This is a genomic window from Micromonospora lupini str. Lupac 08, from assembly GCF_000297395.2.
GTDB lineage: Bacteria > Actinomycetota > Actinomycetes > Mycobacteriales > Micromonosporaceae > Micromonospora > Micromonospora lupini.
In genome coordinates this window covers 6,434,861-6,459,175 of record NZ_HF570108.1, presented here as the reverse complement: position 1 = coordinate 6,459,175, position 24,315 = coordinate 6,434,861, and the positions used below count along the sequence as shown (strand labels likewise).

The window sequence follows — 24,315 nt, the reverse complement described above, 5'->3', positions numbered from 1 at the left end:
AACCACGAGCGTTGATGAAGGGTGGGCGATGGACAGCAATCTTGAGCAGGCGTATCGCCATCTGCGCCACGGTGAGACGAAGCGGGTCGAGTATCTGATCATTGGTTCCGGGTTGGGCCCGGATCCTGGCCCGCGGGCACGCGCTGACGTGCTACGGGGCCGTGTGCTCTTAGAGCAGGACCGCTTCTCGTCTGCACTGACCCACTTCGATGCCGCGGCTGAATCCGATCCACATGATCCGGTGCCCCGCTCCTGGCAGATCGCCGCCCTGGAGAAGCTGTGGCGAATCGGGGACGCTGAGCAAGCCGCCGAAGGTGCACTCGCCGACTTCCCAGAAGACCCTCTGGTTCTGGTCGCCGCCGGCCGCCTGGCCATGTGGCAGCTCAATCAATCACGTGCCCTCGCATACTTCGAGCAAGCTTGCGATCTGTCACCGTCAGATCCCAACGCCCTGGAATGGCACATCACCGGGCTGCGCTACAGTTATCGCTACCCCGAAGCACTGGCCGCAAATGAGCGGGCGCTGCAGTTGAATCCCGAGGTGATTGATCTACACAATGAACTGTCGCTCTGCTTCGAAGATGTTGGGCTCTATGACAATGCCTATTCGGCGGCCGCTGCTGCTTACGAACAGGATCCATTCGATCAGTGGACCCTGCGTCGCATGGTCCGTACTTCTCGTCTGCTGGGTCGCTGGGAGCGAGCTGAGGAGTTACTACGGGACAGTGTGGATCGGCTGCCAGAGGAGGCTTGGCCATGCAGTGACTTAGCCGGACTTCTCTGGTCTCGTGGCCGTCTTACTGAGGCCCTCGCCCTGTATCGGAAGGCGGAAGAGCTTCAGCCGGACCTCGTGGAGTCGGTGGTGGGTACCGCCGACGTGCTCCGAGAGCTGGGCCGGCACGACGAGGCCGAGCGCCACCTGACCGCTCGGGACGGATCGATCGAAGCATCGGTACGGCTGTGGAGAGCTCGGGCAGACGTTCGCCTGGATCTGAGTCGCCCCGCGGAGGCACTCAGTCTGGCGGTGCAAACGCTCGATGAATACCCTTTCCTGACCGACGCGATGCGGAAACGAGTCACCTGTCTTGAGGTGTCGGGATATCTCGATAAGGCCGTAGAGGTTAGTCGGGGCTACGTCGAAAAATTCCCGCAAGAGACTGGTTTGAGGACCCAGCTTGCCTGGTTGCTTGCGACGGCGCAGGGGCCCCACGCGGCTTTGGTGGAGTTTCAAGCCGCAGCTGAAATCGATATTCAATCAATTGCCGCTGCTCGCGGTGTTGCTCGGATGCTGGGAAGAATGCAGCGACTCGACGAAGCGCACGACGGCATTACCGCCCGTCGTCGTAGTCGTCCACTCGACGCGCAGTTCGCTGTAGAAGCGGCATGGCTGTATGACGATGGCGAGGAGTACGCAGCAGCGCTGCCGTGCTTGGAACGCGCCCTGACGCTTGACCCGTGCGATTCCCAAGCGTTGCTCTGGCGAACCATCACGCTTCGCAAGCTCGGCCGTATCAGGCAAGCGGAAGCTGCCGCCGCCGATGCATTGATGGTGTCGCCAGATCGAAACGACCTACTCGACGAGCAGCTACGTTTGCTCGACCTCCAAGGAAGGCGGCGCGACGCGGATGCCGTCCTGCGTCGCGTTCTCGAAGGACGTCAGGCTGACCTTTATGTCATCCTGAGGGTGGTGCGCCGGTTTAACGACTCTGGCCAGCACGAAGAAGCGATGAAGTTGCTCGAGCAACTTGGCCAGCGATCCGAGGATGCCGCCGTTGTCGACTGGCGGGTGCACCTGCTTATCTCTATCCGAGAATTCACTAAAGCTGAATCGCTGGCTGAACGCGCGATTGTCAGGTTTGGTCGACTGCCAAGACTGCTTACGCAGCTCGCTTTCGTGCGAGAGGCGTTCGGTCGATATGAAGAGGCTGTGCAACTGTACGACGAGATACTTTGCGGATTTCCCGCCGATGCCTGGGTCCAAGGCTGGTATCTAGATGCTCTCTGCGAACAGGAGGAATTCGAAAAAGCGGAATCCGCAGCGCGGGAGGCTTGTGTCCACCGGCCATACTCGGCAAACAGTCGGGCTAATCTAGCGCACGTACTCGAAAGATGTGGTAGGTACGAGGCGGCTCTGGAGGAATGGGTGGAGGCGGATCGTATTGATCCGATCAACAGTTTTTACATGTGTGGACGGATAAGAGTTCTGCGCATGCTCGGGCGGTTGTCTGAGGCTGAGGCAGTCGCCCGGGAGGGGATGCGGCGGTTCCCCTCGGATGGTGACCCGATGCGGGAACTCGGGCACGTTCTCGACGCACTGGGTCGCTTCGAGGAAGCTATCGCGGTATTTAACGCCCACCCGGTCTCGGGTCCGTACCCGGCCAGCTCGCAGGAATCGGTCTCCGCCGCGCTGCGTTCGATGCGTCGATTTGATGAGGCGTTGCGGTTGATGGAACAGTGGGTCCGTGAACGGCCTCATCGTATGTCAGCGAGGGCCGAACTCGGCTGGGTCTACCGCGACAGTCGGCAGTATGGGCGGGCGGCCGCCGTCTTTCACGGCCTCTTCGAGGAGAGTGTGTCTCCTCGAGAACGAGCCGTCGCAGCATGCGGCCTCGGTTGGATCGCGCTAGATCAACATCGACATCACGAGGCTGAGCGACATTTTCGGCTGGCTCTCGGTGAGCGCTGCTACTCAACGACCGCACACCTGGGCTTGGCCTGGGTGCAGGTGCGTAGCGACGATCGGACCGGTGATGACGAGGCTGAGCGGCTGTGTTGGGAGGTCCTGGCCCGCCGTCCGATGAATCAGGAGGCCCATACTTGTCTCGGCGTACTGAACTTTCGGCGCGGTCGCCTTGCTGCGGCCGAGCATCACCTGAGACGCGCCGTAGAGCTGGACGGTACCGTAGGTAGTCGTGTCGACCTCGGAGCCTTTCTGGCTCATCTCGGGCGCCAATCCGAGGCTGAGGAGCTGCTTCGTCGTGTCATTGAGCGCGACCCCTTCGACGCTGCGGCTCACCTTGAAATGGGCAATGTGCTTCTACAGCGCGCGCTGAGCGAAACCGACCCGAAGGTAGCGGCAGACCTGGCCATCTATCACTTCCGGCAGGCGGAGGCGGCATGGCCAGAGAGCGCTGCAGCGAGCCTCGGCGTTGCGCTGGCACATGCTCAAGGCGGCCAAGGCGGGTTTCCGGCCGCTGAGGAAGCATTGCGAAGGGCGATCGGGTTGCCGGAAAGTGATACACCACGTTGGCAGTTGCAACTCGCGCTTGCTCGGCTGTTATTGCAGGAGGGTGATGCCACGCAGCGCGTTGAGCTTTACGAGGAGGCGTTGGAGACGGCCACCGAGGTAATAGCCCTCGTCCCAAGGAGCGCTGAACCCTACTTCGTGGCAGGCGTGGCCGAGTACAAATTGGGGGAGGGTGAGGCCACCATATATCTACGCCCGTGGCGTCGCCTTCGGGCAAAGGGTCATCTCCGCATGTGCCTTCGTCTAGACAATTCGCAGTTTGAGGCGCGACGAGTGCTGAGAGCGCTTGACCGCTCAACGCGGCTCTCTCGTCCAGCGGCTTTTGGTAGCGCCACCTTGACGACGCTCGCCGTGGCACTACTCTGCACCCTCTGGGTTGCCTTTTTGACCGGCAACTCCCGGGTGGATGGAGCTATGGTGTCCATATTGACGCCGCTCATGATTGGGTTGGTGGCACTCGGCGTTCTTTTGCCGCTTATTAACCGACTGCGTCTTCCCGGCGGTGTAGAGGCTTATCTAACAGCTAGCCTGAGTCAGGTTTCGTCAGGGCCGACCGGTGACCCCAGCTCTGGCCCCGGCCGCCTGAGCTTCGGGCCTGGACGTCTGGCTGCCAAAGGCGGCCCGTTCGGTCGTCCGCCTCGCCGTGAATAGACGGCTCGACGATCAAGCCGACGGAGCACACTCAGCCTCACTCGGGCTCACAACTGGTCGCCCAGGTCCCCCGAGTCCTGTTGACGACCGGTTTGCCACCGCCGGTGACCGTGACGGCGCAGTCGATCGGTCGCTCCTGATAGTCGGACCACCTGGCCTCCACCATGACCCGGCTCTGGCCGTTGGTGCGGATGGTCATGCGCCAGGGCAGCTTCGCGCCGTCGACGTGGATGAGATCGCTCTCCGCGTCGTAGTACGCGATGTCCGCCTCGCCCACGCCTGTCACCTCGTAGACCACTGTCACCGGTGCCGGCCCCGACGTCGGGCGCGTGATCGGCTTCTTGGTGGGCGCGGCGGTGGTGGTCTCCGCGTCCGTGGGCGCGGTGGGGTCCGGTGCGGCGGTCGGCGGCCAGCCGTCGTCGTCGAACGGGCCGGTGTCGTACGGGTCCTCGGCGGCCGACCCCGAGACCAGTTGGTCGATCAGGGGCCCGGCCACGCAGAAGCAGCCGCAGACGGCGAGGACGAGCGCCGCGACGATCCCGACGACGATCCCGACCACCCGACCGTTGCCGGCGGGAGGGCGGCCACCCACCTGCGGATAGCCGGGGTGCAGATACTGCGGCGGGTAGCCCGGTGGGGGATAGCCCGGTGGGGGATAGCCCGCCGGCGGGTGACCCGGGGGCGGCCAGGGGGTCGACCCGGAGGGCGTCCACGAGGTTCCGGTGGGATCGGGCTGGGCTGTCGCCTCGGGCATCGACGGCTCGGGCGGCTGGCCGGGCGTCCAGGGCGTGGGCGGCGGGCCGGGCGTCCAGGGCGCAGAGGGCGGGCCGGGCGTCCAGGGCGCGGAGGGCGGGCCGGGCGTCCAGGGCGCGGAGGGCGGGCCGGGCGTCCAGGGCGACGGGGGTGCCCAGGGCTGGCCCGGAGCCAGCGGGTCGGGCATCGGGAAGGAGCCCGGCGCGGACCAGTCGGACGGCGGCGGCGTCGGCGGTCCCGCCGTCGGATCCGGCGGCGTCGGGGTTGGCTCCGGGGGTGGCGTCGGGGACGCCTCGGGCGGCGGCGCGTCGGACATGGCTGCTCCGGGCGGGAGTGGGTATGGGGCCAACGGGTCAGGGAAGAGCGCGCCGAACCCGCCGGAAGACTGTCGTACCCGCTGGCGGTCCGCAACCCCGTCGTGTCCGCAGCGCCGCGAGCGGGTCCGTGACACTCGTCCCATTGCGGCCCACCCACCACCGATCGCTCAAATTCGGTGCTTGTTTAGCCGACTTTCGAGCACCCATGCTGAGCGAAACTGGGTTAGGCTGCGGGCCATGTGTGGAATCGTGGGATACGCGGGCGCGCGCCCCGCACTGGGCATCGTGCTCGACGGGCTGCGGCGGCTGGAATACCGGGGCTACGACTCCGCGGGCGTCGCGATCGTCTGCGACGGCCAGCTGCTGACCGAGAAGAAGGCGGGCAAGCTCGCCAACCTGGAGAAGGTGCTCTCCGAGCGCGCCGCCGACGACCCGACCTCCTGCGCGGCCAGCCCGATCGGCATCGGTGACGGCACCACAGGCATCGGGCACACCCGGTGGGCCACCCACGGCGGGCCGACCGATCGCAACGCCCACCCGCACCTGGCCCCCGACGGCCGCGTCGCGGTGATCCACAACGGCATCATCGAGAACTTCGCCAAGCTCCGCGCCGAGCTGGAGGCCGACGGCGTCCAGTTCACCAGCGACACCGACACCGAGTGCGCCGCGCACCTGCTCTCCGCCGCGCTTGCCGACCTGCGCGCCGCCGGCCAGCCGGACGGTCCGCAGCTGCTCGCCGCCGGCATGCGCGTCGTGTGCCAGCGGCTGGAGGGCGCGTTCACCCTGCTCGCGGTCGACGCCGGGGTGCCCGGCGCGGTCGTCGGCGCCCGGCGCAACTCACCGCTTGTCGTCGGCCGGGGCGAGGGGGAGAACTACCTGGCCAGCGACGTGGCCGCCTTCATCGAGCACACCCGGGAGGCGGTGGAGCTGGGTCAGGACCAGATCGTTCTGATCACCGGCGACAGCATCGAGATCACCGACTTCGACGGTCAGCCCGCCAGCGGCAAGGACTTCCACATCGACTGGGACTCGTCGGCCGCCGAGAAGGGTGGCTACGACTGGTTCATGCTCAAGGAGATCGAGGAGCAGCCGCAGGCCATCGCCGACACGCTGCTCGGCCGGCTCACCGAGAGCGGTGAGATCGCCCTGGACGAGGTCCGCCTCAGCGACCAGGATCTGCGCGACGTCGACAAGATCTTCATCGTGGCCTGCGGCACCGCGTACCACGCCGGCCTGGTCGCCAAGTACGCCATCGAGCACTGGACCCGGATCCCGTGCGAGGTGGAACTGGCCAGCGAGTTCCGCTACCGGGACCCGGTGCTCGACCGGTCCACGCTGATCGTGGTGATCTCGCAGTCCGGCGAGACGATGGACACCCTGATGGCCCTGCGCCACGCCAAGGAGCAGAAGGCCCGGGTGCTGGCGGTCTGCAACACCAACGGCTCGACCATCCCCCGCGAGTCCGACGCCGTCCTCTACACCCACGGCGGTCCGGAGATCGCCGTCGCCTCCACCAAGGCGTTCCTCACCCAGGTCGTCGCCTGTTACCTGATCGGCCTGCACCTGGCCCAGGTCCGCGGAATCAAGTTCGCCGACGAGGTCGGCGCGGTCGTGGCCCAGCTTCAGGACATGCCGGGCAAGCTGCGCGAGCTGCTGGACCGCATCGAGCCCGTGCGCGAGCTGGCCCGCGAGTTGAAGTCCGAGCCCACAGTCCTGTTCATCGGCCGGCACGTCGGCTACCCGGTGGCCCTGGAGGGCGCGCTGAAGCTCAAGGAGCTGGCGTACATGCACGCCGAGGGCTTCGCCGCCGGTGAGCTGAAGCACGGCCCGATCGCCCTGATCGACAAGGGCACCCCGGTGATCTGCGTGGTGCCGTCGCCGGTGGGCCGGGGGATGCTGCACGACAAGGTCGTCTCCAACATCCAGGAGGTCCGGGCGCGCGGCGCGCGGACCATCGTGATCGCGGAGGAGGGCGACGAGGCCGTCGTCCGGTACGCCGACCACCTGATCTACGTGCCGCGTACGCCGACGCTGTTGGCCCCGCTGGTCACCACGGTGCCGCTGCAGGTGCTCGCCGCCGAGATCGCCGCCGCCCGGGGGCATGACGTGGACCAGCCCCGCAACCTGGCCAAGTCGGTCACCGTCGAGTAGTCGCCGCCCACGTCCGGGGCCCCGGCGCACCGCACCCGCGGTGCCCGGGGCCCTGCCGTCAGCGGCCCAGCACCACGCGGGCCATCCCGTCCAGCGCCGGGTTGCCCGGCTCCCAGTAGCCGCTGTGCCCGCCGCGACCGCTGGGGAAGACCCGGCCGCCGAACCCGGAGTCGGCCGGGTCGTGACCGAACCACAGCTCGTGGCCGGTCCGCTCCGGCCAGGCCAGCACGGCGGCGAGCGGGGCGGCACCCCGCAGGACGCGGTGGCCCAGCTCGTCCGCCGGCCGGGCCAGGCGGATCACGTCGTCCGGAGCCCTGCTGGCCCACACCTCGCCGGCCGGTACGCCGAGCTCGGCGGCGTGCGCCGCACCGACCCCCGGTGAGCCGACGAACATGAGCGCGTCGGCCGCCAGCCCGTGCTCCCGGGCGGCGACGCCCACCACCAGCGACCCGTAGCTGTGCCCGAGCACGGTCTGCCGCGCCGGCGGCCCCTCGTGGGTGGCGCGCAGACCCTCCTGGAAGCGGTGCAGCGCCGGGCCGGCGTCCCGGGCCTGGCCGGCCGACGCCGCCTCGGTCAGGAAGTCTGGTGCGTCGTAGTCAAGCCACAGCACCGCCGCGCTGCGCTCGCCCGGCGCGAGCGTGGCGCAGCGCTCCAGCACCCGGGCGGCTCGACCCAGCTCGCCGGGGGCGTCGTCGAGCCCGGCGGTCATTCCCGGCACGTACGTCAGCACCCGGTCGGCGTGGTCCGGATCGCCGAGCGCCACCACCACCCGACCCTCGCCGGCCGGGTCCAGTCCCAGCAGGTACGCCCGCGGCTCCCCTTCCGTCAGGCGTTCGGTGAGCGCGTCCAGGCCCGCCAGCCGCGCCGCCACCGCCCGCAGTCGCAGCGACGCGAGCGGCCCCGGCGGCACCTGGGCCAGCAGCCGCCGACGCTCGGCAAGCAACTCCGCACGCCGCGCACCGAGCCGCAGACGGTTGGCCTGGTCGCGGGCGGCCACCGGCACTCCGTCCAGGACGCCGACGAGAGCCGGCTCGTGCCCGACCAGCCACCGTCGCTGCGCCGGGGTCAACCCGGACCACCAGGCGCGCACAAGCGCCGGCGTCGCCCCGGGGGCCGGTCGGCCGGGCGGCGGTGGGGACGCCCAACCGGTGCCGGCGGCCCGGGCCAGCTCGTCCAACCGGTCGGTGGCCAGCCGGTCCGCCGCGTCGGCCAACTCCAGCGCGCCCCGCAGCGCCGCCGCCACCCCGGCCGCCGCCTCCGCCGCCGCCACGCCGGCTCCCGCCGCTGCCGCCCTCCCGGCCGCCGCCACACCCACTCCGGCCGCCGTCACCCCTGCGGACGCTGCGGCACCCGCTCCGGCCGCCGTCACCCCTGCGGACGCTGCGGCACCCGCTGCGACCGTGCCGGCCCGTTCGGCCGGTCGGGGACGAGCCGGATCGACGTGCACCGCGCCGGACCGGTCCACCACCAGGCCGGCCGCGTCGGCCCGGGCGACCGCCTCGGCGAGCCGCGCCTTCGCCACGACGAGTTGGCCAGCCAGCTCGGACAGCACCTGATCGGCCTCGATCAGCGCGGGCGTCACCGAGGTCATCTCGCCCCGCAGGCCGGCCAGCCGGGCGTCCACCGCCACCGCGGCCGCGCCCGACCAGTCGCCCCGCAACCGCCCGGCGGAACCGGCCAGCTCGCCGGCGTGCCGCTCGACCGGACCGGCCAACCCGGCCCAGGCGGCCCCGGCCGCCCGCCAGCCGCCCGGATCGGCGGCCCAGAGCTGCCGGTAGCCGACGCCGCTCACCGCGGCAGGACGGCGAACCGGCCGGCAGCCCGGTCGTCCACCGTCTCGTACGCCTCGGCCGCCGCCCGGACGCCACCCGCGGTCGCCGCCACCGCCGCGCCCTGCCGGCAGAACCACGCGTGCGCGGCCGACTCCAGCGCCGCCAGAGCCGTGGCGGCGCGCCAACCCGGTGCCGGCACCAGCAGCCCGGAAACCCTCGCCAGGCCCCACGCCAACCGGTACGCCTCGTCGTCGAGCGCACCGGCCACGGCGCGCAGCTCCTGCGGCCGGACGGCGAACGGCTCCTCGGTCATGACCCCACCCCCGTGACGATCGGCATTCCACGCGCTGACGCTAGGCAGCGCCGGGCCGTCCCGGAGTGCCCTGTGGACAGCCGGCTGCGGCCGTACCCCGGTGTGTCCACAGGCGTTGCCCACGGCGGGCCCGACGGCTAATCTGCCGCCTCCACCGCCGGTAGGGTGGTCTGGTGATCGTCGCTGTCGGCATCGACGTCGTCCTGGTCGACCGGTTCGCCCGGTCCCTGGCGCGGACGCCGCTGCTCGCCGACCGGCTCTTCACCGCGGCCGAGCGGGCCACCCGCTCCGGCACGCCACGCTCGCCCGAGTCGCTCGCCGCCCGGTTCGCCGCGAAGGAGGCCGTCGCCAAGGCGCTCGGCGCACCGGCCGGGCTGAGCTGGCACGACTGCGAGATCGTGCCCGACCCGACCGGCCGGCCCTGGCTGACCGTCTCGGGCAGCGTCGCGGCGGCGGCCGTCGCGCATGGGATCAACCACTGGCATCTCTCGCTGTCGCACGACGGCGGGATCGCGTCGGCGATGGTGGTCGCGGAACGGTGACGTCGGCCGGGTGGCCGTGGTGGCCCACCCGCGAGCGGAATGGGGCACGGTGACATGAGAGCGGTGTGGCGGGCAGCCGACGTACGGGCGGCCGAGGCGGGGCTGAAGGGCACACTGCCGGAGGGCACGCTGATGCAGCGTGCCGCCGCCGGGTTGGCCCGTCGGGCGGCCCTGCTGCTCGCCGAGCGGGGCGGGGTGTACGGCGCCCGGGTGCTGCTGCTCGTCGGCTCCGGCGACAACGGCGGTGACGCCCTCTACGCCGGGGAACGGCTGGCCCGCCGGGGCGTCGAGGTGTCCGCACTGCTGCTCACCCCGGGGCGGGCGCACGCCGCCGGGCTGGCCGCGCTGCGCGCCGCCGGTGGCCGGCTGGTCGACCGCCCGACCGGCCCCGTCGACCTGGTCGTCGACGGCATCGTCGGGATCGGTGGCACGGGCGGGCTGCGGGCGAGCGCGGACGAGCTGGTCCAGCGCCTCGACGATCTGCGCGGGCGCGACGGCGGTCGGGCCACCGTGCTGGCCGTGGACGTGCCGAGCGGGGTGTCGGTGGACACCGGGCACGTTCCGCTGTCCGCGTCCGGCCGGCCCACCGCGGTCCGCGCCGACGTGACGGTGGCCTTCGGCGCGTTGAAGCCCGCCCTGGTGGTCGGGCCGGCGGCCGTCCTGGCCGGGCAGGTGGAGCTTGTCGACATCGGGCTGCGGCCCTGGCTACGGGGCACTCCCGCGCTGCGGGTCACCGAGTGGTCCGACCTCGAACAGTGGTGGCCGGAGCTGGGCGCGGCGTCGGAGAAGTACACCCGGGGCGTGGTCGGGGTGGCGACCGGCTCGGCGACGTATCCGGGCGCGGCGGTGCTCTCCGTCGGCGGGGCGCTCGCCGGGCCGACGGGCCTGGTCCGCTACGCCGGTGGCGCGCGGGCCGAGGTGCTGCACCAGCACCCCTCGGTGATCACCACCGGGCGCGTCGGCGACGCCGGCCGGGTGCAGGCCTGGGTGTGCGGCTCGGGGCTGGGCACCGGCGACGACGCGGCGGCCGAGCTGCGGGCCGTCCTGGCCGCCCCGGTGCCGGTGGTGCTCGACGCGGACGCGCTGACCCTGCTGGTGGACGGCTCACTCGCCGACCGGCTGCGCGGCCGGGACGCGCCGATCGTGGTCACCCCGCACGACCGGGAGTTCACCCGGCTGTGCGGGGAGGAGCCCGGCGCCGACCGGGTCGGGGCCGCGCTGCGGCTGGCCGCCTGGATGAACGCGGTGGTGCTGCTCAAGGGGGACCGCACGGTGATCGGCACGCCGGACGGCCGGGCGTACGTCAACCCGACCGGCTCCCCGGCGCTGGCCACCGGTGGCACCGGCGACGTGCTGGCCGGGCTGCTCGGCTCGCTCCTCGCGGCCGGGGTGCCGGCGGACCGGGCGGCGGCCTCGGCCGCGTACCTGCACGGGCTCGCCGGTCGCGAGGCGGCCCGCGGCGGCCCGGTGACCGCGCCCGACGTGGCGACGGCGCTGCGTCCGGTCATCGCCCGGCTGGGCTGATCGTTCCCGTTCCGGGGCGCCTGACCGGTCCGCCGGAGCGGGCCGTGCGTCGCCGCCCACGGTGATCAGGGTGGAAAGTAGGCTGGGCGCATGTGGCAGGCCGAGGTACGCGTCGATCTTGACGCGATCCGCGAGAACGTGAGCCGGCTCCGCTCCGGCACCACCGCCGAGCTGATGGCGGTGGTCAAGGGCGACGGGTACGGCCACGGGATGCTCCCGGCCGCCCGCGCGGCACTGGACGCGGGGGCCGACTGGCTCGGCGTCTGCACCCTCGACGAGGCGCTCACGCTGCGCCGGGCCGGGATCACCGCGCCCGTGCTGGCGTGGCTGCTCGCGCCGGGGCTGCCGCTGCACGAGGGGGTCGGCGCCGGGGTGGACCTCGCCGCCGCGAGCCTTGCGCAACTGGACGAGATGATCGAGGCGAGCCGACGTGCCGAGCGCCCCGCCCGGCTGCACCTGAAGATCGACACCGGGCTGTCCCGGGGCGGCGCCACAGTCGCCGACTGGCCGGCGCTGCTCGACGCCGCCGCCAAGGCGCAGGCCGACGGCCTGGTCGAGGTGGTCGGTGTGTGGAGCCACTTCGTGTACGCGGACATGCCCGGTCACCCGACCACCGACCGGCAGCTCGCCGTGTTCCACGAGGGCCTGGCGATGGTCGAGCAGGCCGGGCTGCGCCCCCGCTGGCGGCACCTGGCCAACTCGGCGGCCACCCTGACCCGCCCGGACACCCACTTCGACCTGGTCCGACCCGGGCTGGCGATCTACGGTCTGTCCCCGGTGGCCGGCGAGACGTACGGGCTGCGGCCGGCGATGACGGCGCGGGCCCGGGTGATGCTCACCAAGCGGGTGCCCGCCGGCACCGGCGTGTCCTACGGGCACACCTACACGACCGAGTCCGACGCGAACCTCGCCGTGGTGCCCCTCGGATACGCCGACGGTGTGCCCCGGCACGCCTCCAACAGCGGGCCGGTGCAGCTCGGCGGCGTGCGGAGGACGATCTCCGGGCGCGTCTGCATGGACCAGTTCGTGCTCGACTGCGGCGACGACCCGGTGGCCGACGGTGACGTGGCGACCCTGTTCGGCAGCGGCGCCGACGGCGAGCCGACTGCCGACGACTGGGCCGAGGCGGTCGGCACGATCAACTACGAGATCGTCACCCGGTTCGGCAGCACGCGGGTGCCGCGCGTCTACGACGGCGAGCGCTCCCCATGACGTACCGCATCCCGCGGCCGCGGACCGCGGCCGGCCGGGTCGCCGGCCTGGTCGGCGCCGCGGTCGGGGTGGCGGCGGCCGGCCTGGCCGCAGGCGTCGCGACCGAACGCACCCTGGTCCGCCGGCTCAAGGCCGACCCGGCCGACCGCTACGCCCACGAGAGGTTCGGCGGGCAGCGGTACGACGAGGCGTTCCGGCTGGAGCTGCCGGACGGCACCGACATCCACGTCGAGGTGGTCGAGCCGACCCGCCCGGTGCCGGGTCACCCGACCGTGGTGCTGGTGCACGGCTTCTGCCTGGACATGGGCACCTTCCACTTCCAGCGCCAGATGCTCGCCGCGCGCGGCGACTACCGGGTCGTCGCGTACGACCAGCCCGGTCACGGCCGGTCCGGCCGGTTGGAGACCGGGGAGTACGACCTGGCGGTGCTGGGTCGGACGCTGCGCCAGGTCATCGACCGGACCGCTCCGGAGGGGCCGCTGGTGCTGGTCGGGCACTCGATGGGCGGCATGACCATCATGGCGTTCGCCGAGCTGTTCCCGGAGCTGTTCGGTGACCGGGTGGTGGGCACCGTGCTGATGGCCACGTCGGGCGGGTTGATCGCGGAGACCAAGCTTGTCGCGCCGGCGCTGCTCGGCCGGGTCGGCGGGCCGGTGCTCTACATGGTCAGCAACGCCACCCGGTACGGCGGTCCGGTGATCGACAAGGCTCGCAAGTCCACGTCGAACGTGGCCTGGCTGCTCACCCGCAAGTACGGCTTCGGCACCCGCAAGCCCAGCCCGGCGCTGGTGTCGTACGTGGAGACGATGAACTCCCGGACCTCCGCCGACACGGTGACCCGCTACCTGCGGACGCTTGCCACACACTCGCGTTTCCCGGCGCTGGCCGCGTTGGCGAACGCGCCGGTGCTGGTGGTCGTCGGCGACAAGGACATGATCACTCCCGTGACACACTCCGAGGAGATCGTCCGGCGGTTGCCGCACGCCGAGTTCATCAAGATCAAAGACAGTGGTCACGTGGTGATGCTGGAGCACGCCGACGAGGTGAACGCCGCGCTGGCGCGGTTCCTCGAGTCACTGGAGAGCATGGAGGACCGGTGAGTTTCGTCGTCAAACTGCCGACCGTCGAGGACACTCAGGAGTTCGGTCGCCGGCTGGCCGGGTTGCTGCGGGCCGGTGACCTGGTGCTGTTGACCGGCCCGCTGGGCGCCGGCAAGACCGCGCTCACCCAGGGCGTCGGCGCGGGGCTCCACGTTCTCGGCGACGTCACCTCGCCGACGTTCGTGATCGCCCGCGTGCACCGACCCGACCCGGCCCGAGGTGGCCGGGTGGCCCTGGTGCACGCCGACGCGTACCGGCTGGGCGCCGCCAGCGACCCGCGTGCCGAGATCGACGACCTGGACCTAGACGCCTCGGTGGACGAGTCGGTGACCGTCGTGGAGTGGGGTGAGGGCCTGGTGGAGCAGTTGGTCGACGCGCACCTGCGGGTCCGTATCGACCGCCGCGACGACGACACCCGGATCGTCGAGCTGGACCCGGTCGGTGGCGACTGGGCCCGGCGGCTCGCCGAGCTGAGTTAGGGCCCGTGCCGGCGCGGCGCTGTCGGACCCGGTGCCTGGAGCCTGTCGGACCCGGTGCCTAGAGTGCGGGGGACCGACACGCGCTGGAAGAGGTTCCTGATGCCCGACGACGCCCCCGCCCTGGATCTGCTGGCCCTGCTGCCGGAGCAGTGGCGTGCCGTGCTCACCCCGCACCTCGATCCGGTCCGCACCGCCGCGCTGGCCGAGTTCGTCGCCCGGGAGTACGAGACGCAGACCGTCTTCCCGCCGTTGGAGGACCTCTTCTCCGCGTACCGGCTCTGCCCGCCGCAGAGCACCCGGGTGCTGATCCTCGGGCAGGACCCCTATCACCGCGCCGGGCAGGCCCACGGGTTGAGCTTCAGCGTCCGCGACGGGGTGGCCGTGCCACCGTCGCTGCGCAACGTCTTCAAGGAGCTGGGCGAGGACGTGGGCGTGGCCAAGCCGCGCAGCGGCAACCTCGACGGCTGGGCCGCGCAGGGCGTGCTGCTGCTCAACGCGGTGCTGACCGTGCGCCAGGCCACCCCCGGCTCGCATGCCAACTCGGGCTGGGAGGAGTTCACCGACGCCACCATCCGGGCGCTGAACGCCACACCGGACCGGGTGGTCTTCCTGCTCTGGGGCGGCTACGCGCGCAAGAAGGCGGCCCTGGTCACCAACCCCCAGCACGTGGTGCTGGAGGCCGGCCACCCCAGCCCGATGAACCCGCGTGGCTTCCTCGGCAGTCGCCCGTTCAGCGCGGCCAACAAGGCGCTCGCCGACGCCGGCCGCCCCACCATCGACTGGGAGCGCACCGCGGGCTGAGCTGGCACCAGGCCGCGCGCTGCCCGCAGCCCGCAGGTCGGCCGGCGGTTGGTTCAGCCGGCGCTGGCCGATTGCCGGTCCCGGTAACGGCGTAGCAGATCGGCGGCGCGCGGCTCGGTCAGCTCCAGTTCGACAAGTGGCACCACCTGATAACTCCGGTCGCCGTGGCGCACCTCGATCGTCTCGGGGAGCTCGTCGCACATCGTGGCCCTGATCTCCCCGTACCGGGTCGACCAGCGGTGTTCGCCGGGCTCCTCGGGCTCCAACCACACCCCGCCGAACTCGCCCCAGCGAGCGTTCCACCGCTGGCCGTAGTTCCTCTCCAGCCAGCGGGTCAACACCTTCGAGTCCTGCCAACGCACGGCGATCTCCAGAGCCTCCACCGGCACCGGCGCGCCCTGCAACAGCGCAGCCGTACTCCCGGTGAGCACCTGGGGTAGATCGTTGAGCCGGTCCAGCAACCGATCCAGGTCCAGCTCGGCGATCCGCTCGGCGATCGGCCGAGCAGCCAGGGCGTCCATCCGGGCGTCAAGGTGCGTGTCCAGCGGCTCCACCCCGACGGTCAGCTGCACATCCATCGCAGCGAGCATCCGTTCCAGCACCGGGATGGTCGGCGCACGCTCGCCACGTTCGATCCTGGCCACCGCAGCCTGGCTGACCCCGGCGAGCGCGGCCAACTGACGCTGGCTCAGCTCGCGCAGGTGTCGTTGCTGCCGCACGGTAGCGCCGAGAAGGGTGACAAGGCGAGTGGATGGCATCCCGGCATGGTGGACCAAGGCCGAATACCGGCGATACCTCTGCGGCATATTGACGACTCGCCGCTGATCCGGCCGAGGACCGCCCCGGTCGATGACCTGGCGGCTGGCGGCGGGCCCCATCCCAGTGAGCGTGATGCCTGTGGGGCATCAAGATGACTCACAGGCATCACGCTCAAAAGGAAATGTGGCGTCGTCCCTCCGGCCGCTTCGCCGCCCGGCGGGAAGGCTGTGGGGTGGCTGCGGGGTGCGGGTGGGCGGGCCGTCCCGAGGACCGCAGTGGGCTGCGGCGGGCCTGGGGCGGTGGTGGGGCGGGGCGTGGCGGGTGGCCGTGGCGGGGCCGCTAGGCTGGCTAACCGTGCTCGTACTCGTGGTGGACAGCTCGACCCCCGCGGTGACCGCAGCGTTGGTGGAGATCTCGGCGGACGGCGTGACGTCCCGGGCGCACCGGTGCACGGTCGACGCCCGCGCGCACGGTGAACTGCTCGCGCCCCAGGTTGACGCGGTCCTCGCCGATGCCGGGGCGCGTCCGCGTGACCTGGGCGCCATCGTCGCCGGGCTCGGCCCGGGGCCGTTCACCGGGCTGCGGGTCGGCCTGGTCACCGCCGCCACGATGGGGCAGGTGCTCGGCGTGCCGACGTACGGCGTGTGTTCCCTGGATGGGATCGGCTACCCGGCGGCGGCCGGCGAGCCGGTGCTGGCCGCCAGCGACGCCCGCCGTAAGGAGCTGTACTGGGCCGTCTACGACGGCGCCGGTCAGCGGATCGTCGGGCCGGAGGTGTCGACGCCGGCGGTGGCCGCCGCGCGCGCCCGGGAACTGGGCGCGACGATAGCGGTCGGCGACGGGGCGCACCGGTACGCCGAAGCCCTGGACCTGCCGGTCCGGGTCGAGCCGCGCTACCCGGAGGCCACCGTGCTGGCGCAGCTCGCCGCCGAGCGGGTCCGGGCCGGCGCGCCAAGCGAGCGACTCACCCCGCTCTACCTGCGCCGTCCGGACGCCGTGGCGGCGACCGCCCGCAAACCGGTCCTCCCGTGACCGCGGCGGTACGGCTGGAACCGTTCCGCTGGTGGCACATCGACGAGGCGCTGCCGATCGAGGCGGACCTGTTCGGCGCCGAGCAGTGGTCACCCGCGATGTTCTGGAACGAGCTGGCCAACGGCCACCACTACCGCGTCGCGACCGACGCCGACGGCACCGTGCTCGGCTACGCCGGGCTGGCCGGAGCCCCGCCCGACGAGGTGTGGGTGCAGAACATCGCGGTCCGGCGGGACGTCCAGCGGCGGGGCGTCGGCCGTGCCCTGCTGGAGGAGTTGCTCGCCGAGGCGGCCCGGCGCGAGGCCCGCAGCACCCTGCTGGAGGTCGCCGTCGACAACGTCGCCGCCCAGCGGCTCTACGCGATGTACGGGTTCGAGCCGATCGGCGTGCGTCGCGGCTACTACCAACCGAGCAACACCGACGCGCTGGTGATGCAGCGCGACGCCGAGCCGACCGGGGACGGACCACATCACCATGGCTGACGAACCGCTGATCCTGGGCATCGAGACCTCGTGCGACGAGACCGGCGTCGGCATCGTACGCGGGCACACCCTGCTGGCCGACGCGCTCGCGTCAAGCGTCGAGGAGCACGCCCGCTTCGGCGGCGTGGTGCCCGAGGTGGCCAGCCGGGCCCACCTGGAAGCCATCGTGCCGACCATGCAGCGGGCGCTGACCGAGGCCGGTGTCACCCTGGCCGACATCGACGCCATCGCGGTCACGTCCGGGCCCGGGCTGGCCGGCGCGCTGCTGGTCGGCGTCGCGGCCGCCAAGGGGTACGCGCTCGCCGCCGAGAAGCCGGTGTACGGGGTCAACCACCTCGCCGCGCACGTCGCGGTGGACACCCTGGAGCACGGCCCGCTCCCGGAACCCGCCATCGCGCTGCTGGTCTCCGGCGGGCACTCGTCGCTGCTGCTCGTCGACGACCTGGCCCGGGGCGTCACCCCGCTCGGCGCCACCATCGACGACGCGGCCGGTGAGGCGTTCGACAAGGTCGCCCGACTGCTGGGGTTGCCGTTCCCGGGCGGCCCGCCCATCGACCGGGAGGCCCGCGCCGGTGACGCCGCCTCGATCGCCTTCCCGCGGGGCCTCACCGCCGCGAAGGATCTCGCCGCCCACCGGTACGACTTCTCGTTCTCCGGGCTGAAGACGGCGGTGGCCCGCTGGGTCGAGGCGCGGCAGCGTGCCGGCGAGCCGGTGCCGGTGGCCGACGTCGCCGCGTCCTTCCAGGAGGCGGTCTGTGACGTCCTGACCAGCAAGGCGCTCGCCGCCTGCCGGGCGCAGGGGATCGAGACGCTGGTGATCGGCGGTGGCGTGGCCGCGAACTCCCGGCTGCGGGCACTCGCCGAGCAGCGGGCCGAGAAGTACGGCATCCGGGTCCGGGTGCCCCGGCCGAAGCTGTGCACCGACAACGGGGCGATGGTCGCCGCGCTCGGGTCGCACCTGGTCGCCGCCGGGGTCGCGCCGAGCCGGCTCGATCTGCCGGCCGACTCGGCGTTGCCGTTGACAACGGTAAGCGTGTGACGGGGGCACCGGAGATGATCGTGCGGATGTGGGAGGCGCGCGCCGAGGCGTACGGCGTCGCCGACCTGATCACCTGGGTGTGCGACACCGCGCTGCCCGAGTTGGAGCACGACCCTCTGCACGTGTCCAGCGAGGTCTTCTCCTCCACCGACCACCGGGTCGTGGTCATCTCCAAGTGGCGCAGCAGCCCGCGTCCGCTGCCCGATCCACCCGCCCTGTTGGTGGCCCGCGCCCCGCACTCCTGGGACTTCACCCAGGTGGACCGCTGACGGGGGCCACCAGACGGGGTGGTCAGCTGCGGCGCAGCATCCGGTAGGTGGCGATCCCGCCGGTGCCGAGCGCGGCGAGGAAGACCAGCCAGACGACTGTGCTGCTGACCCCGACCTGCGGTCCCGCGTTCGCCGAGGCGGCGGCCAGCAGGCCGTCCTTGCCGGGGGCGGGCAGCGCGGCCGGCGGCAGTTCGGGCCACCGGACCAGGCCGGTGGACTCCAGCATCTGCATGTGGTGCTGCACGAAGGCGTTGGCCTCCTCGCAGAGCTTACGGACGGTCGCGTCGCGGGTGCTGGCCCGTACTGCGCCAATCACGGGGAAGATCTTGCCGTGGGCCACCCGGAGCCGGGTCACGAAGATCTGGTCGAACCGGGCGCCGGAGGCGTTCTGCATCTCCGACAGCCAGCCCTTCTGTTCGGCCGTCGGCTCGCTCGGGATGCTCGCGCCGAGCTTGTTGGCGGCGTCGACGACGAGCTGGTCGAGCCGCTGGTGCTCGCCGGCGATGCCGGCACCGATCTCCCGTACCTTCGCCGACTGCCCCTTCTCGGCGGCCATCTGACCGGCCGGCATCTCCCACAGCCCGGCCAACCGCACACCGTTGAGCAGTGTCATGTCGGCGGCGTTGAGCTGCTGCCCGCCGGCGGGGGCGGCGATGGCCACTCCGGGCAGGACACCGACCCCCGCGATGATCGCGATGAGCAACATCGCCGCACGGTGCATCCGGTTGCCCGGCCGACGACGGGCGGATCTGAGCGGTGCCATGTCTGTGGTGCCTCCTCGGTCCGGACCGAAACGCGTCTGGACCGGGCAGCCGCACCCTGCCGGCCGCCCGTCCGCCCACTGGTACGGACTGATCGCCCGATCAGTTCACCCGGCAGGCGGTGGAAATGGGCGCTGTGCGAAGTGGAGGGGGATCAGCGGGTGAGGGCGAGGAAGCCGCCGAGCAGCAGCAGGGTGAGCGCGGCGACGGCGAAGAGCACAAGCAACTCCCGGCGGCCTTGCCCGACCGGGTCACCGCCGCCGCCGGCGGTCGCGGCGGGATCGGGCAGGGCCGGCAGGTCCCGGGTCAGCGCGGCCAGGTCACCGAGGGTGCGGGCGGTCCAGACCGCGCCGGCCCGCTCGGAGAACTCGTCAAGCGTGAGCCGGCCCGCGGCGGTGTGCCGGTGCAGCTCGGCGACCACCCGGTGGCGGTCGTCGTCGGAGGCGCGCAGCTCGACATCCACGCCGGACAGGGTACGCGGATCAGCCCACGTCGAGGGGGTCGGCGAGGAGCCGTTCGAAGGCCAGTTCGGCGGCGCCGATCAGGGGCGCGTCCTCGCCCAGTTTCGGGGTGCGCAACCGCACGTGTTCCAGGCAGGCACCGAGGGCGTTGGAGTTGAGCCGGCTGCGGATCTGGGCCGCCGCCGCGAGGTAGAGGTCCCGCATGGTGCCGCCGAAGATGACCATCTCGGGGTTGAAGACGTTCACCAGGTTGGCCACCCCGAAGCCCAGCCAGTCACCGGCCTGGCGTACCGCCGTCTGTGCGCGGGCGTCCCCCCGGTCGGCGGCGTCGAAGACGGCCAGCAGCGCCTCGCGGCCCCGGGCGTCGGATCGTCCGGCCGCGCGGAGCAGGCCGTGCTCGCCGATCTCGGTCTCCCAGCAACCCCGAGCGCCGCACTCGCAGGGCATCCCGTCGCGGACCACCTTCATGTGGCCGACCTCGCCGCCGTACCCGCCGTGTCCGGTGAGTCGACGCCCGCCGGCGATGATGCCGGCCCCGACGCCGACGTCGCCGTACAGGTAGATGACGTTGTCGCAGCCGGCCGCGACGCCCCGGGCGTGCTCGGCGAACGCCGCCGCGTCTGCCACGTTGCCGACGGTGACCGGCACGTCGAGGCCCAGTTCGGCGCCGAGCGCGGCGCCGATCGGCTCGTCCACCCAGCCCGTGGTGGGGCCGAGCCGGACCAGGCCGTCCTCGCGGCGGACCATCCCGCAGACCGCGACGCCGGTACCGACGCAGATCGCGTCGGCGGGCACCACCTGCTGCATCTCCTTGACCGCGCCGGCGAGCAGCAGGGCGGCCTCGGCGGCCAGCAGCCCGCGCGGTCGGTCCAGCTCCCGGCGGTCCAGCACCGCGCCGCCCAGGCCGACCCGGGCGGCGCGCAGCCGGTCCACCTCGACGGAGTACGCGTACGCGTACACCCGGGTCGACTCGGGCCGGACGACAAGTGACGGCCGTCCGGCCCGGCCGGTCTCCTTCGGTGTTCCCTCGCTTACCAGTCCGACGCCGGCCAGGTCGGCGGTGAGCGCGCCGATGGTGCTCCGGTTCAGTCCCAGGGTGGTGGTGAGTTCGGCGCGGGTGGTCGCCCCGTGGACGTGCACGTGCCGCAGCAGGGCCCCGAGGTTCTGCCTCCGGACCTCCTCCTGGCTGGGTGCCGGGCGCATGCTGGTGCTACCTCCCGCGCGGTCAGCGGGTGCCGGTGGCGGCCGCGCGGCGGCGGGAGAGGGCGTCGACGCTTGCGGCGAGCAGCAGCACGACGCCGGTCACCACGTACTTGACTCCCGCGCTGTACCCCATCAGGCCCATTCCGTTTTCGATGACCGCGACCACCGCGCCTCCCAGCACGGCATCGAATACCCGGCCCTTGCCGCCGAAGAGGCTGGTGCCGCCGATCACCGCCGCGCCGACCGCGTAGAGCAGTACGTTACTGCCCCCCGTGTTCGGGTCGACCGAGTTGGCCCGGCTGGCGGCCACGATGCCACCGATGGCGGCCATGGACGAGCAGATCACGAAGACCGAGATCCGGATCCGGTCGACGCCGATGCCGGCCCGGCGGGCCGCTTCCCGGTTGCCGCCCACGGCGTAGATGTGCCGGCCGTAGCTGGTGCGTTGGAGCACGAAGGTCCAGATGACAAGCAGCACCGCGATGATCGGCACCACGATCGGCACGCCCTTGAGCGAGACGATGAGGACGTTGCGGCTGCGCTCCAGGTTGAGCACGTACACCGCGGTGCCGAGGATGACGGCGAGCCCGGCGATCCGCAGCGCCACCACCGCGATCGGGTCGGTGATCAGTCCACGGGCCGCCCGGTTGCGGTGGCGTAGCAGTTGCACCGCCGCGTAGCCCAAGACGGCGACGGCGGTCAGCGCCCAGCCCAGCGCGGGGGCGAGGTTGCGGTTGGCGATCGCGACCAGCACCTCGTCGCGGACGGAGATGTTGGTGCCCTCCTGCACGAGCAGCAACACGACGCCCTGGAAGGCGAGGAAGCCGGCGAGAGTGACCACGAAGGACGGAATGCCGATCTTCGCGACCAGCATCCCGAGCGTGGTGCCGATGACCACGCCGGTGGCGACCGCAGCGAGGACGGCAACCCACCAGGGGTAGCCGAGCACGGTGACCACATTGGCCAGTACCGCCGCGCAGACGCCGCTGGCGAAGCCGGCGGAGAGGTCGATCTCGCCGAGCAGCAGCACGAAGACCAGGCCCATCGCGATGAGCGTGACCGCCGCGCCCTGGGTGAAGAGGTTCGCGAAGTTGCCTGCCGACAGGAACGACGACGGCCGCATGATCGCGAAGACGGTGCAGAGCACGATCAGGCCGAGCACGGCCGGTAGCGCGCCGACGTCGCCACCGCGTACCCGGCTCACGTAGTTGCGGACGTGGCTCCCGACGGTCGGCGGCGGTGTGACGGCAGCGGGGCCTTCCTTCCGTACGGCGGTGGTGGTCATCGGACGCCTCCTGAGATCGAGTCGGCCGGCTGCGGGCCGTCGCCGTTGCTGCCCGGGTCGGTGGCGAGACCGAGCCCGCCCGAGCGCCCGGCGGTGATCAGCTCAACCACCTGGGCGTGGGTGATGTCGGTGGTCTTCACCTGGGCGACCATCTGGCCGAGGTACAGCGCGGCGATCCGGTCGGAGACGGCGAAGACGTCGTTCATGTTGTGCGAGATGAGCACCACTGCCAGGCCGTTGTCGGCGAGGCGGCGGACGAGTTCGAGGACCTGGGCGGTCTGTGCCACGCCCAGGGCGGCGGTCGGCTCGTCCAGGATGACGAGCTTGCTGTTCCACAGCACCGCCTTGGCGATGGCCACGGTCTGGCGCTGACCGCCGGAGAGGCTGGAGACGTGCTGGCGGAGCGAGGTGACGGTGCGGATGGAGAGCCCCGCCAGGGTCTCGGCGGCGAGCTGTTCCATTGTCGGCTCGTCCAGGACGATGCCGCTGTGCTTCTCCCGGCCGAGGAACATGTTCTGCACGATGTCCAGGTTGTCGCAGAGCGCGAGGTCCTGGTAGACGACCTCGATGCCGAGCGTGGCGGCGTCGCGGGGACTGCCGATGTGCACCTGTTCGCCGTTGAACAGGACCTCACCGGCGTCGGTGGGGTAGATGCCGCTGATGCACTTCACCAGGGTCGACTTGCCGGCGCCGTTGTCGCCGACAAGTGCGGTCACTTCGCCCGGGTGGACGCTCAGGGCGACGTCGCGGAGCACCTGGACGGGACCGAAGCTCTTGTCGATCCCGCGGAGTTCCAGCAGGGGAGTCGCGGACACGGGGTCTCCTTCTTAAGGGAGGGTCGGGGCCCGTCCGGCGGGCGCCGCCCGGCACGGGAGGGTGCTCCCGTGCCGGGCGGCGATTGTCGTCCCGGCGGGTACTGCGGCGTCGGTCAGCTGATGCCGGCGCCGGCGCAGAACTTGGCGTACGCCGCGGTGCAGACCTGCTCCTTGGTCGCGTAACCGTCGGCGATGACGTCCTTGACGTTGTCCTTGTAGATGGCCTTCGGGGTGAGCAGCACCGACGGGACGTCCCGGCCACCCTCCGGGTCCTTCACCGTCTGGCCGGTGTCCTTCTTCTCGCCCTTGGCCAGTGTGATGGCCAGGTCGGACGCGGCCTTCGCCTCTTCCCGGACGGCCTTGTAGACGGTCATGCACTGGTCACCGGCGAGGATGTTCTGCAGGCCCTCCACGCTGGCGTCCTGGCCGGTCACCGGCACCTTGCCGTTGATCTTGTTCTTCTTCAGGATCGAGATGGCGGCGTTGCCGAGAGTGTCGTTGGCGGCCAGCACGCCGTCGATCTTGCCCTTGGTCGCGGTGAGCTGCTGCTCGAAGATGGTCGCGGCGGTGGGGCCGTCCCAGCCCGGCACGGCGTCGTCCGGGCCCTTGGTGTACTCCTTGGAGTCGAACTTCGGCTTGAGCACCGAGTCGTAGCCGGCCTTGAACAGGGTGGCGTTGTTGTCGGTGGGGGAGCCGTTCAGGTACGCCACGACCGGGTTCTTGGCGCCCTTCTCGGTCAGGCACTTCGCCAGACCCTCGCCCTGGAGCTTCCCGACGGTCTCGTTGTCGAAGCTGACGTAGTACTGGGCGGAGCCGCCGAGGGTGAGCCGGTCGTAGTCGATGGTGGCGACGCCCTGCGACTTGGCCTTGTCGAGCACGGCCTTGCCGGTGCCGGAGTCCAGGTTGACGATCATGAGGGCGGTGACGCCGCTGGTGATCATCTGCTCGGCGATGGTCTGGAAGGTGGCCTTGTCGTTCTGGGCGTTCTGAATGTCGTACTGGACGCCGGCGGCCTTGAACGCCTCCTCCAGGAAGCGACGGTCCGCGGTCTCCCAGCGGGGGGAGGACTTGCTGTCCGGAAGGATGACGCCGATCTTGGGAGTCTTCTTGGAGTCGGCCGAGCCGGTGCCGGAGTCGTCGCTGCAGGCGGTCAAGCCGCCGGACGCGAGCAGGCCCACGGCGGCGATGGTGAGGATCCCCTTACGCATGTGCAGGGTCCTTTCGGAGGTGGGGGAGGTGTTGTTTTGTTGTGTCCGGCAACGTATTTCGCGTCACACTGGTCCCACAAGACCGCGCAGGTGCCAAGTTTGTTGGAAGCGATAACAATTCAGCAACGCGACTGTTACT

22 protein-coding genes are annotated in these 24,315 nt (G+C 71.4%); 12 read left to right on the top strand and 10 right to left on the bottom strand.

Annotated elements, in window-relative coordinates; translation table 11 throughout:
* The first annotated feature begins 28 nt into the window (after positions 1–28).
* Complete coding sequence (locus MILUP08_RS35020; RefSeq protein ID WP_007465154.1) at positions 29–3,898, top strand: tetratricopeptide repeat protein; 3,870 nt, start codon at positions 29–31, stop codon at positions 3,896–3,898.
* Positions 3,899–3,935: 37 nt separating this feature from the next.
* On the opposite strand, the gene MILUP08_RS35635 is transcribed toward MILUP08_RS35020, so the two are convergent.
* On the bottom strand, positions 3,936–4,967 hold the full coding sequence (locus MILUP08_RS35635; RefSeq protein WP_007465153.1) for an MmpS family transport accessory protein: 1,032 nt from the start codon (positions 4,965–4,967) through the stop codon (positions 3,936–3,938).
* Between the two features lie 238 nt (positions 4,968–5,205).
* Here MILUP08_RS35635 and glmS point away from each other — a divergent pair, with 238 nt between their 5' ends.
* The gene (glmS, locus tag MILUP08_RS30580; protein WP_007465152.1) at positions 5,206–7,119 is read left to right on the top strand and encodes a glutamine--fructose-6-phosphate transaminase (isomerizing); all 1,914 of its coding nucleotides are present in this window, start codon (positions 5,206–5,208) and stop codon (positions 7,117–7,119) included.
* Between the two features lie 58 nt (positions 7,120–7,177).
* Here the strand turns inward: glmS and MILUP08_RS37230 are convergent, their stop codons facing one another.
* Both MILUP08_RS37230 and MILUP08_RS30570 read right to left on the bottom strand, forming a co-directional pair.
* Complete coding sequence (locus MILUP08_RS37230) at positions 7,178–8,911, bottom strand: alpha/beta hydrolase (protein WP_007465151.1); 1,734 nt, start codon at positions 8,909–8,911, stop codon at positions 7,178–7,180.
* Positions 8,908–9,204 (bottom strand): hypothetical protein, encoded by a 297-nt coding sequence (locus tag MILUP08_RS30570; RefSeq protein ID WP_007465149.1) that lies wholly within the window; start codon positions 9,202–9,204, stop codon positions 8,908–8,910. Before MILUP08_RS30570 ends, MILUP08_RS37230 begins: the two co-directional genes overlap by 4 nt.
* A 173-nt stretch (positions 9,205–9,377) precedes the next feature.
* Between MILUP08_RS30570 and MILUP08_RS30565 the strand changes: the two genes are divergently transcribed.
* The 6 genes from MILUP08_RS30565 (at position 9,378) to MILUP08_RS30540 (ending at position 14,862) form a co-directional block, all read left to right on the top strand.
* Positions 9,378–9,746 (top strand): holo-ACP synthase, encoded by a 369-nt coding sequence (locus MILUP08_RS30565; protein WP_007465147.1) that lies wholly within the window; start codon positions 9,378–9,380, stop codon positions 9,744–9,746.
* A gap of 54 nt (positions 9,747–9,800) precedes the next feature.
* The gene (locus tag MILUP08_RS30560; protein ID WP_007465143.1) at positions 9,801–11,270 is read left to right on the top strand and encodes an NAD(P)H-hydrate dehydratase; all 1,470 of its coding nucleotides are present in this window, start codon (positions 9,801–9,803) and stop codon (positions 11,268–11,270) included.
* Positions 11,271–11,360: 90 nt separating this feature from the next.
* Positions 11,361–12,482, top strand: a complete 1,122-nt coding sequence (gene alr / locus MILUP08_RS30555; protein ID WP_007465142.1) for an alanine racemase — start codon at positions 11,361–11,363, stop codon at positions 12,480–12,482.
* On the top strand, positions 12,479–13,582 hold the full coding sequence (locus MILUP08_RS30550; protein WP_007465139.1) for an alpha/beta fold hydrolase: 1,104 nt from the start codon (positions 12,479–12,481) through the stop codon (positions 13,580–13,582). Before alr ends, MILUP08_RS30550 begins: the two co-directional genes overlap by 4 nt.
* Positions 13,579–14,061: a tRNA (adenosine(37)-N6)-threonylcarbamoyltransferase complex ATPase subunit type 1 TsaE gene (gene tsaE, locus MILUP08_RS30545; protein WP_007465137.1), complete on the top strand. Its 483-nt coding sequence runs from the start codon at positions 13,579–13,581 to the stop codon at positions 14,059–14,061. The genes MILUP08_RS30550 and tsaE overlap by 4 nt, the downstream gene beginning before the upstream one ends.
* A gap of 99 nt (positions 14,062–14,160) precedes the next feature.
* Complete coding sequence (locus MILUP08_RS30540) at positions 14,161–14,862, top strand: uracil-DNA glycosylase (protein WP_007465135.1); 702 nt, start codon at positions 14,161–14,163, stop codon at positions 14,860–14,862.
* A gap of 53 nt (positions 14,863–14,915) precedes the next feature.
* Here the strand turns inward: MILUP08_RS30540 and MILUP08_RS30535 are convergent, their stop codons facing one another.
* The gene (locus MILUP08_RS30535; protein ID WP_039906918.1) at positions 14,916–15,620 is read right to left on the bottom strand and encodes a helix-turn-helix domain-containing protein; all 705 of its coding nucleotides are present in this window, start codon (positions 15,618–15,620) and stop codon (positions 14,916–14,918) included.
* Between the two features lie 355 nt (positions 15,621–15,975).
* Here MILUP08_RS30535 and tsaB point away from each other — a divergent pair, with 355 nt between their 5' ends.
* The 4 genes from tsaB to MILUP08_RS30515 are packed head-to-tail and all read left to right on the top strand — an operon-like array spanning position 15,976 to position 18,443.
* Entirely contained in the window at positions 15,976–16,653 is a 678-nt protein-coding gene (gene tsaB, locus MILUP08_RS30530) for a tRNA (adenosine(37)-N6)-threonylcarbamoyltransferase complex dimerization subunit type 1 TsaB (RefSeq protein WP_039906916.1), read from the top strand.
* Positions 16,650–17,135 (top strand): ribosomal protein S18-alanine N-acetyltransferase, encoded by a 486-nt coding sequence (gene rimI, locus MILUP08_RS30525; protein WP_007465130.1) that lies wholly within the window; start codon positions 16,650–16,652, stop codon positions 17,133–17,135. Before tsaB ends, rimI begins: the two co-directional genes overlap by 4 nt.
* Entirely contained in the window at positions 17,128–18,174 is a 1,047-nt protein-coding gene (gene tsaD, locus MILUP08_RS30520) for a tRNA (adenosine(37)-N6)-threonylcarbamoyltransferase complex transferase subunit TsaD (protein ID WP_007465128.1), read from the top strand. The genes rimI and tsaD overlap by 8 nt, the downstream gene beginning before the upstream one ends.
* 14 nt (positions 18,175–18,188) lie before the next feature.
* Positions 18,189–18,443 (top strand): hypothetical protein, encoded by a 255-nt coding sequence (locus MILUP08_RS30515; protein ID WP_039906914.1) that lies wholly within the window; start codon positions 18,189–18,191, stop codon positions 18,441–18,443.
* 22 nt (positions 18,444–18,465) lie between these two features.
* Here MILUP08_RS30515 and MILUP08_RS30510 read toward each other — a convergent pair whose 3' ends face one another.
* From MILUP08_RS30510 to MILUP08_RS30485, 6 genes are all read right to left on the bottom strand, one after another.
* Positions 18,466–19,206, bottom strand: coding sequence for a DUF4142 domain-containing protein (locus MILUP08_RS30510; RefSeq protein WP_007465124.1), 741 nt, complete (start codon positions 19,204–19,206; stop codon positions 18,466–18,468).
* A 152-nt stretch (positions 19,207–19,358) separates the two neighbouring features.
* Positions 19,359–19,667 carry a DUF1707 SHOCT-like domain-containing protein gene (locus MILUP08_RS30505; RefSeq protein WP_007465121.1) on the bottom strand — a complete coding sequence of 103 codons (309 nt, stop codon included), beginning with the start codon at positions 19,665–19,667 and terminating at the stop codon, positions 19,359–19,361.
* 19 nt (positions 19,668–19,686) lie between these two features.
* A complete protein-coding gene (locus MILUP08_RS30500) occupies positions 19,687–20,868 on the bottom strand; it encodes an ROK family protein (protein WP_007465119.1) in 1,182 nt (393 codons plus the stop codon).
* 22 nt (positions 20,869–20,890) lie between these two features.
* Positions 20,891–22,153: a sugar ABC transporter permease gene (locus tag MILUP08_RS30495; RefSeq protein ID WP_007465117.1), complete on the bottom strand. Its 1,263-nt coding sequence runs from the start codon at positions 22,151–22,153 to the stop codon at positions 20,891–20,893.
* Complete coding sequence (locus MILUP08_RS30490) at positions 22,150–22,968, bottom strand: ATP-binding cassette domain-containing protein (protein ID WP_007465114.1); 819 nt, start codon at positions 22,966–22,968, stop codon at positions 22,150–22,152. The genes MILUP08_RS30495 and MILUP08_RS30490 overlap by 4 nt, the downstream gene beginning before the upstream one ends.
* A gap of 113 nt (positions 22,969–23,081) precedes the next feature.
* Positions 23,082–24,176, bottom strand: coding sequence for a sugar ABC transporter substrate-binding protein (locus MILUP08_RS30485; protein WP_007465113.1), 1,095 nt, complete (start codon positions 24,174–24,176; stop codon positions 23,082–23,084).
* Positions 24,177–24,315: the final 139 nt, after the last annotated feature.

What these genes read in the sequence shown, in the direction of transcription:
- MILUP08_RS30500 (WP_007465119.1), bottom strand. Translation starts at nt 20,868, where the DNA reads ATGCGCCCGGCACCCAGCCAGGAGGAGGTCCGGAGGCAGAACCTCGGG.
- MILUP08_RS35020 (WP_007465154.1), top strand. Translation starts at nt 29, where the DNA reads ATGGACAGCAATCTTGAGCAGGCGTATCGCCATCTGCGCCACGGTGAG.
- MILUP08_RS30535 (WP_039906918.1), bottom strand. Translation starts at nt 15,620, where the DNA reads ATGCCATCCACTCGCCTTGTCACCCTTCTCGGCGCTACCGTGCGGCAG.
- MILUP08_RS30495 (WP_007465117.1), bottom strand. Translation starts at nt 22,153, where the DNA reads ATGACCACCACCGCCGTACGGAAGGAAGGCCCCGCTGCCGTCACACCG.
- MILUP08_RS30515 (WP_039906914.1), top strand. Translation starts at nt 18,189, where the DNA reads ATGATCGTGCGGATGTGGGAGGCGCGCGCCGAGGCGTACGGCGTCGCC.
- MILUP08_RS30485 (WP_007465113.1), bottom strand. Translation starts at nt 24,176, where the DNA reads ATGCGTAAGGGGATCCTCACCATCGCCGCCGTGGGCCTGCTCGCGTCC.
- glmS (WP_007465152.1), top strand. Translation starts at nt 5,206, where the DNA reads ATGTGTGGAATCGTGGGATACGCGGGCGCGCGCCCCGCACTGGGCATC.
- MILUP08_RS30540 (WP_007465135.1), top strand. Translation starts at nt 14,161, where the DNA reads ATGCCCGACGACGCCCCCGCCCTGGATCTGCTGGCCCTGCTGCCGGAG.
- MILUP08_RS30510 (WP_007465124.1), bottom strand. Translation starts at nt 19,206, where the DNA reads ATGGCACCGCTCAGATCCGCCCGTCGTCGGCCGGGCAACCGGATGCAC.
- MILUP08_RS35635 (WP_007465153.1), bottom strand. Translation starts at nt 4,967, where the DNA reads ATGTCCGACGCGCCGCCGCCCGAGGCGTCCCCGACGCCACCCCCGGAG.
- tsaD (WP_007465128.1), top strand. Translation starts at nt 17,128, where the DNA reads ATGGCTGACGAACCGCTGATCCTGGGCATCGAGACCTCGTGCGACGAG.
- MILUP08_RS30560 (WP_007465143.1), top strand. Translation starts at nt 9,801, where the DNA reads ATGAGAGCGGTGTGGCGGGCAGCCGACGTACGGGCGGCCGAGGCGGGG.
- alr (WP_007465142.1), top strand. Translation starts at nt 11,361, where the DNA reads ATGTGGCAGGCCGAGGTACGCGTCGATCTTGACGCGATCCGCGAGAAC.
- MILUP08_RS30550 (WP_007465139.1), top strand. Translation starts at nt 12,479, where the DNA reads ATGACGTACCGCATCCCGCGGCCGCGGACCGCGGCCGGCCGGGTCGCC.
- MILUP08_RS30570 (WP_007465149.1), bottom strand. Translation starts at nt 9,204, where the DNA reads ATGACCGAGGAGCCGTTCGCCGTCCGGCCGCAGGAGCTGCGCGCCGTG.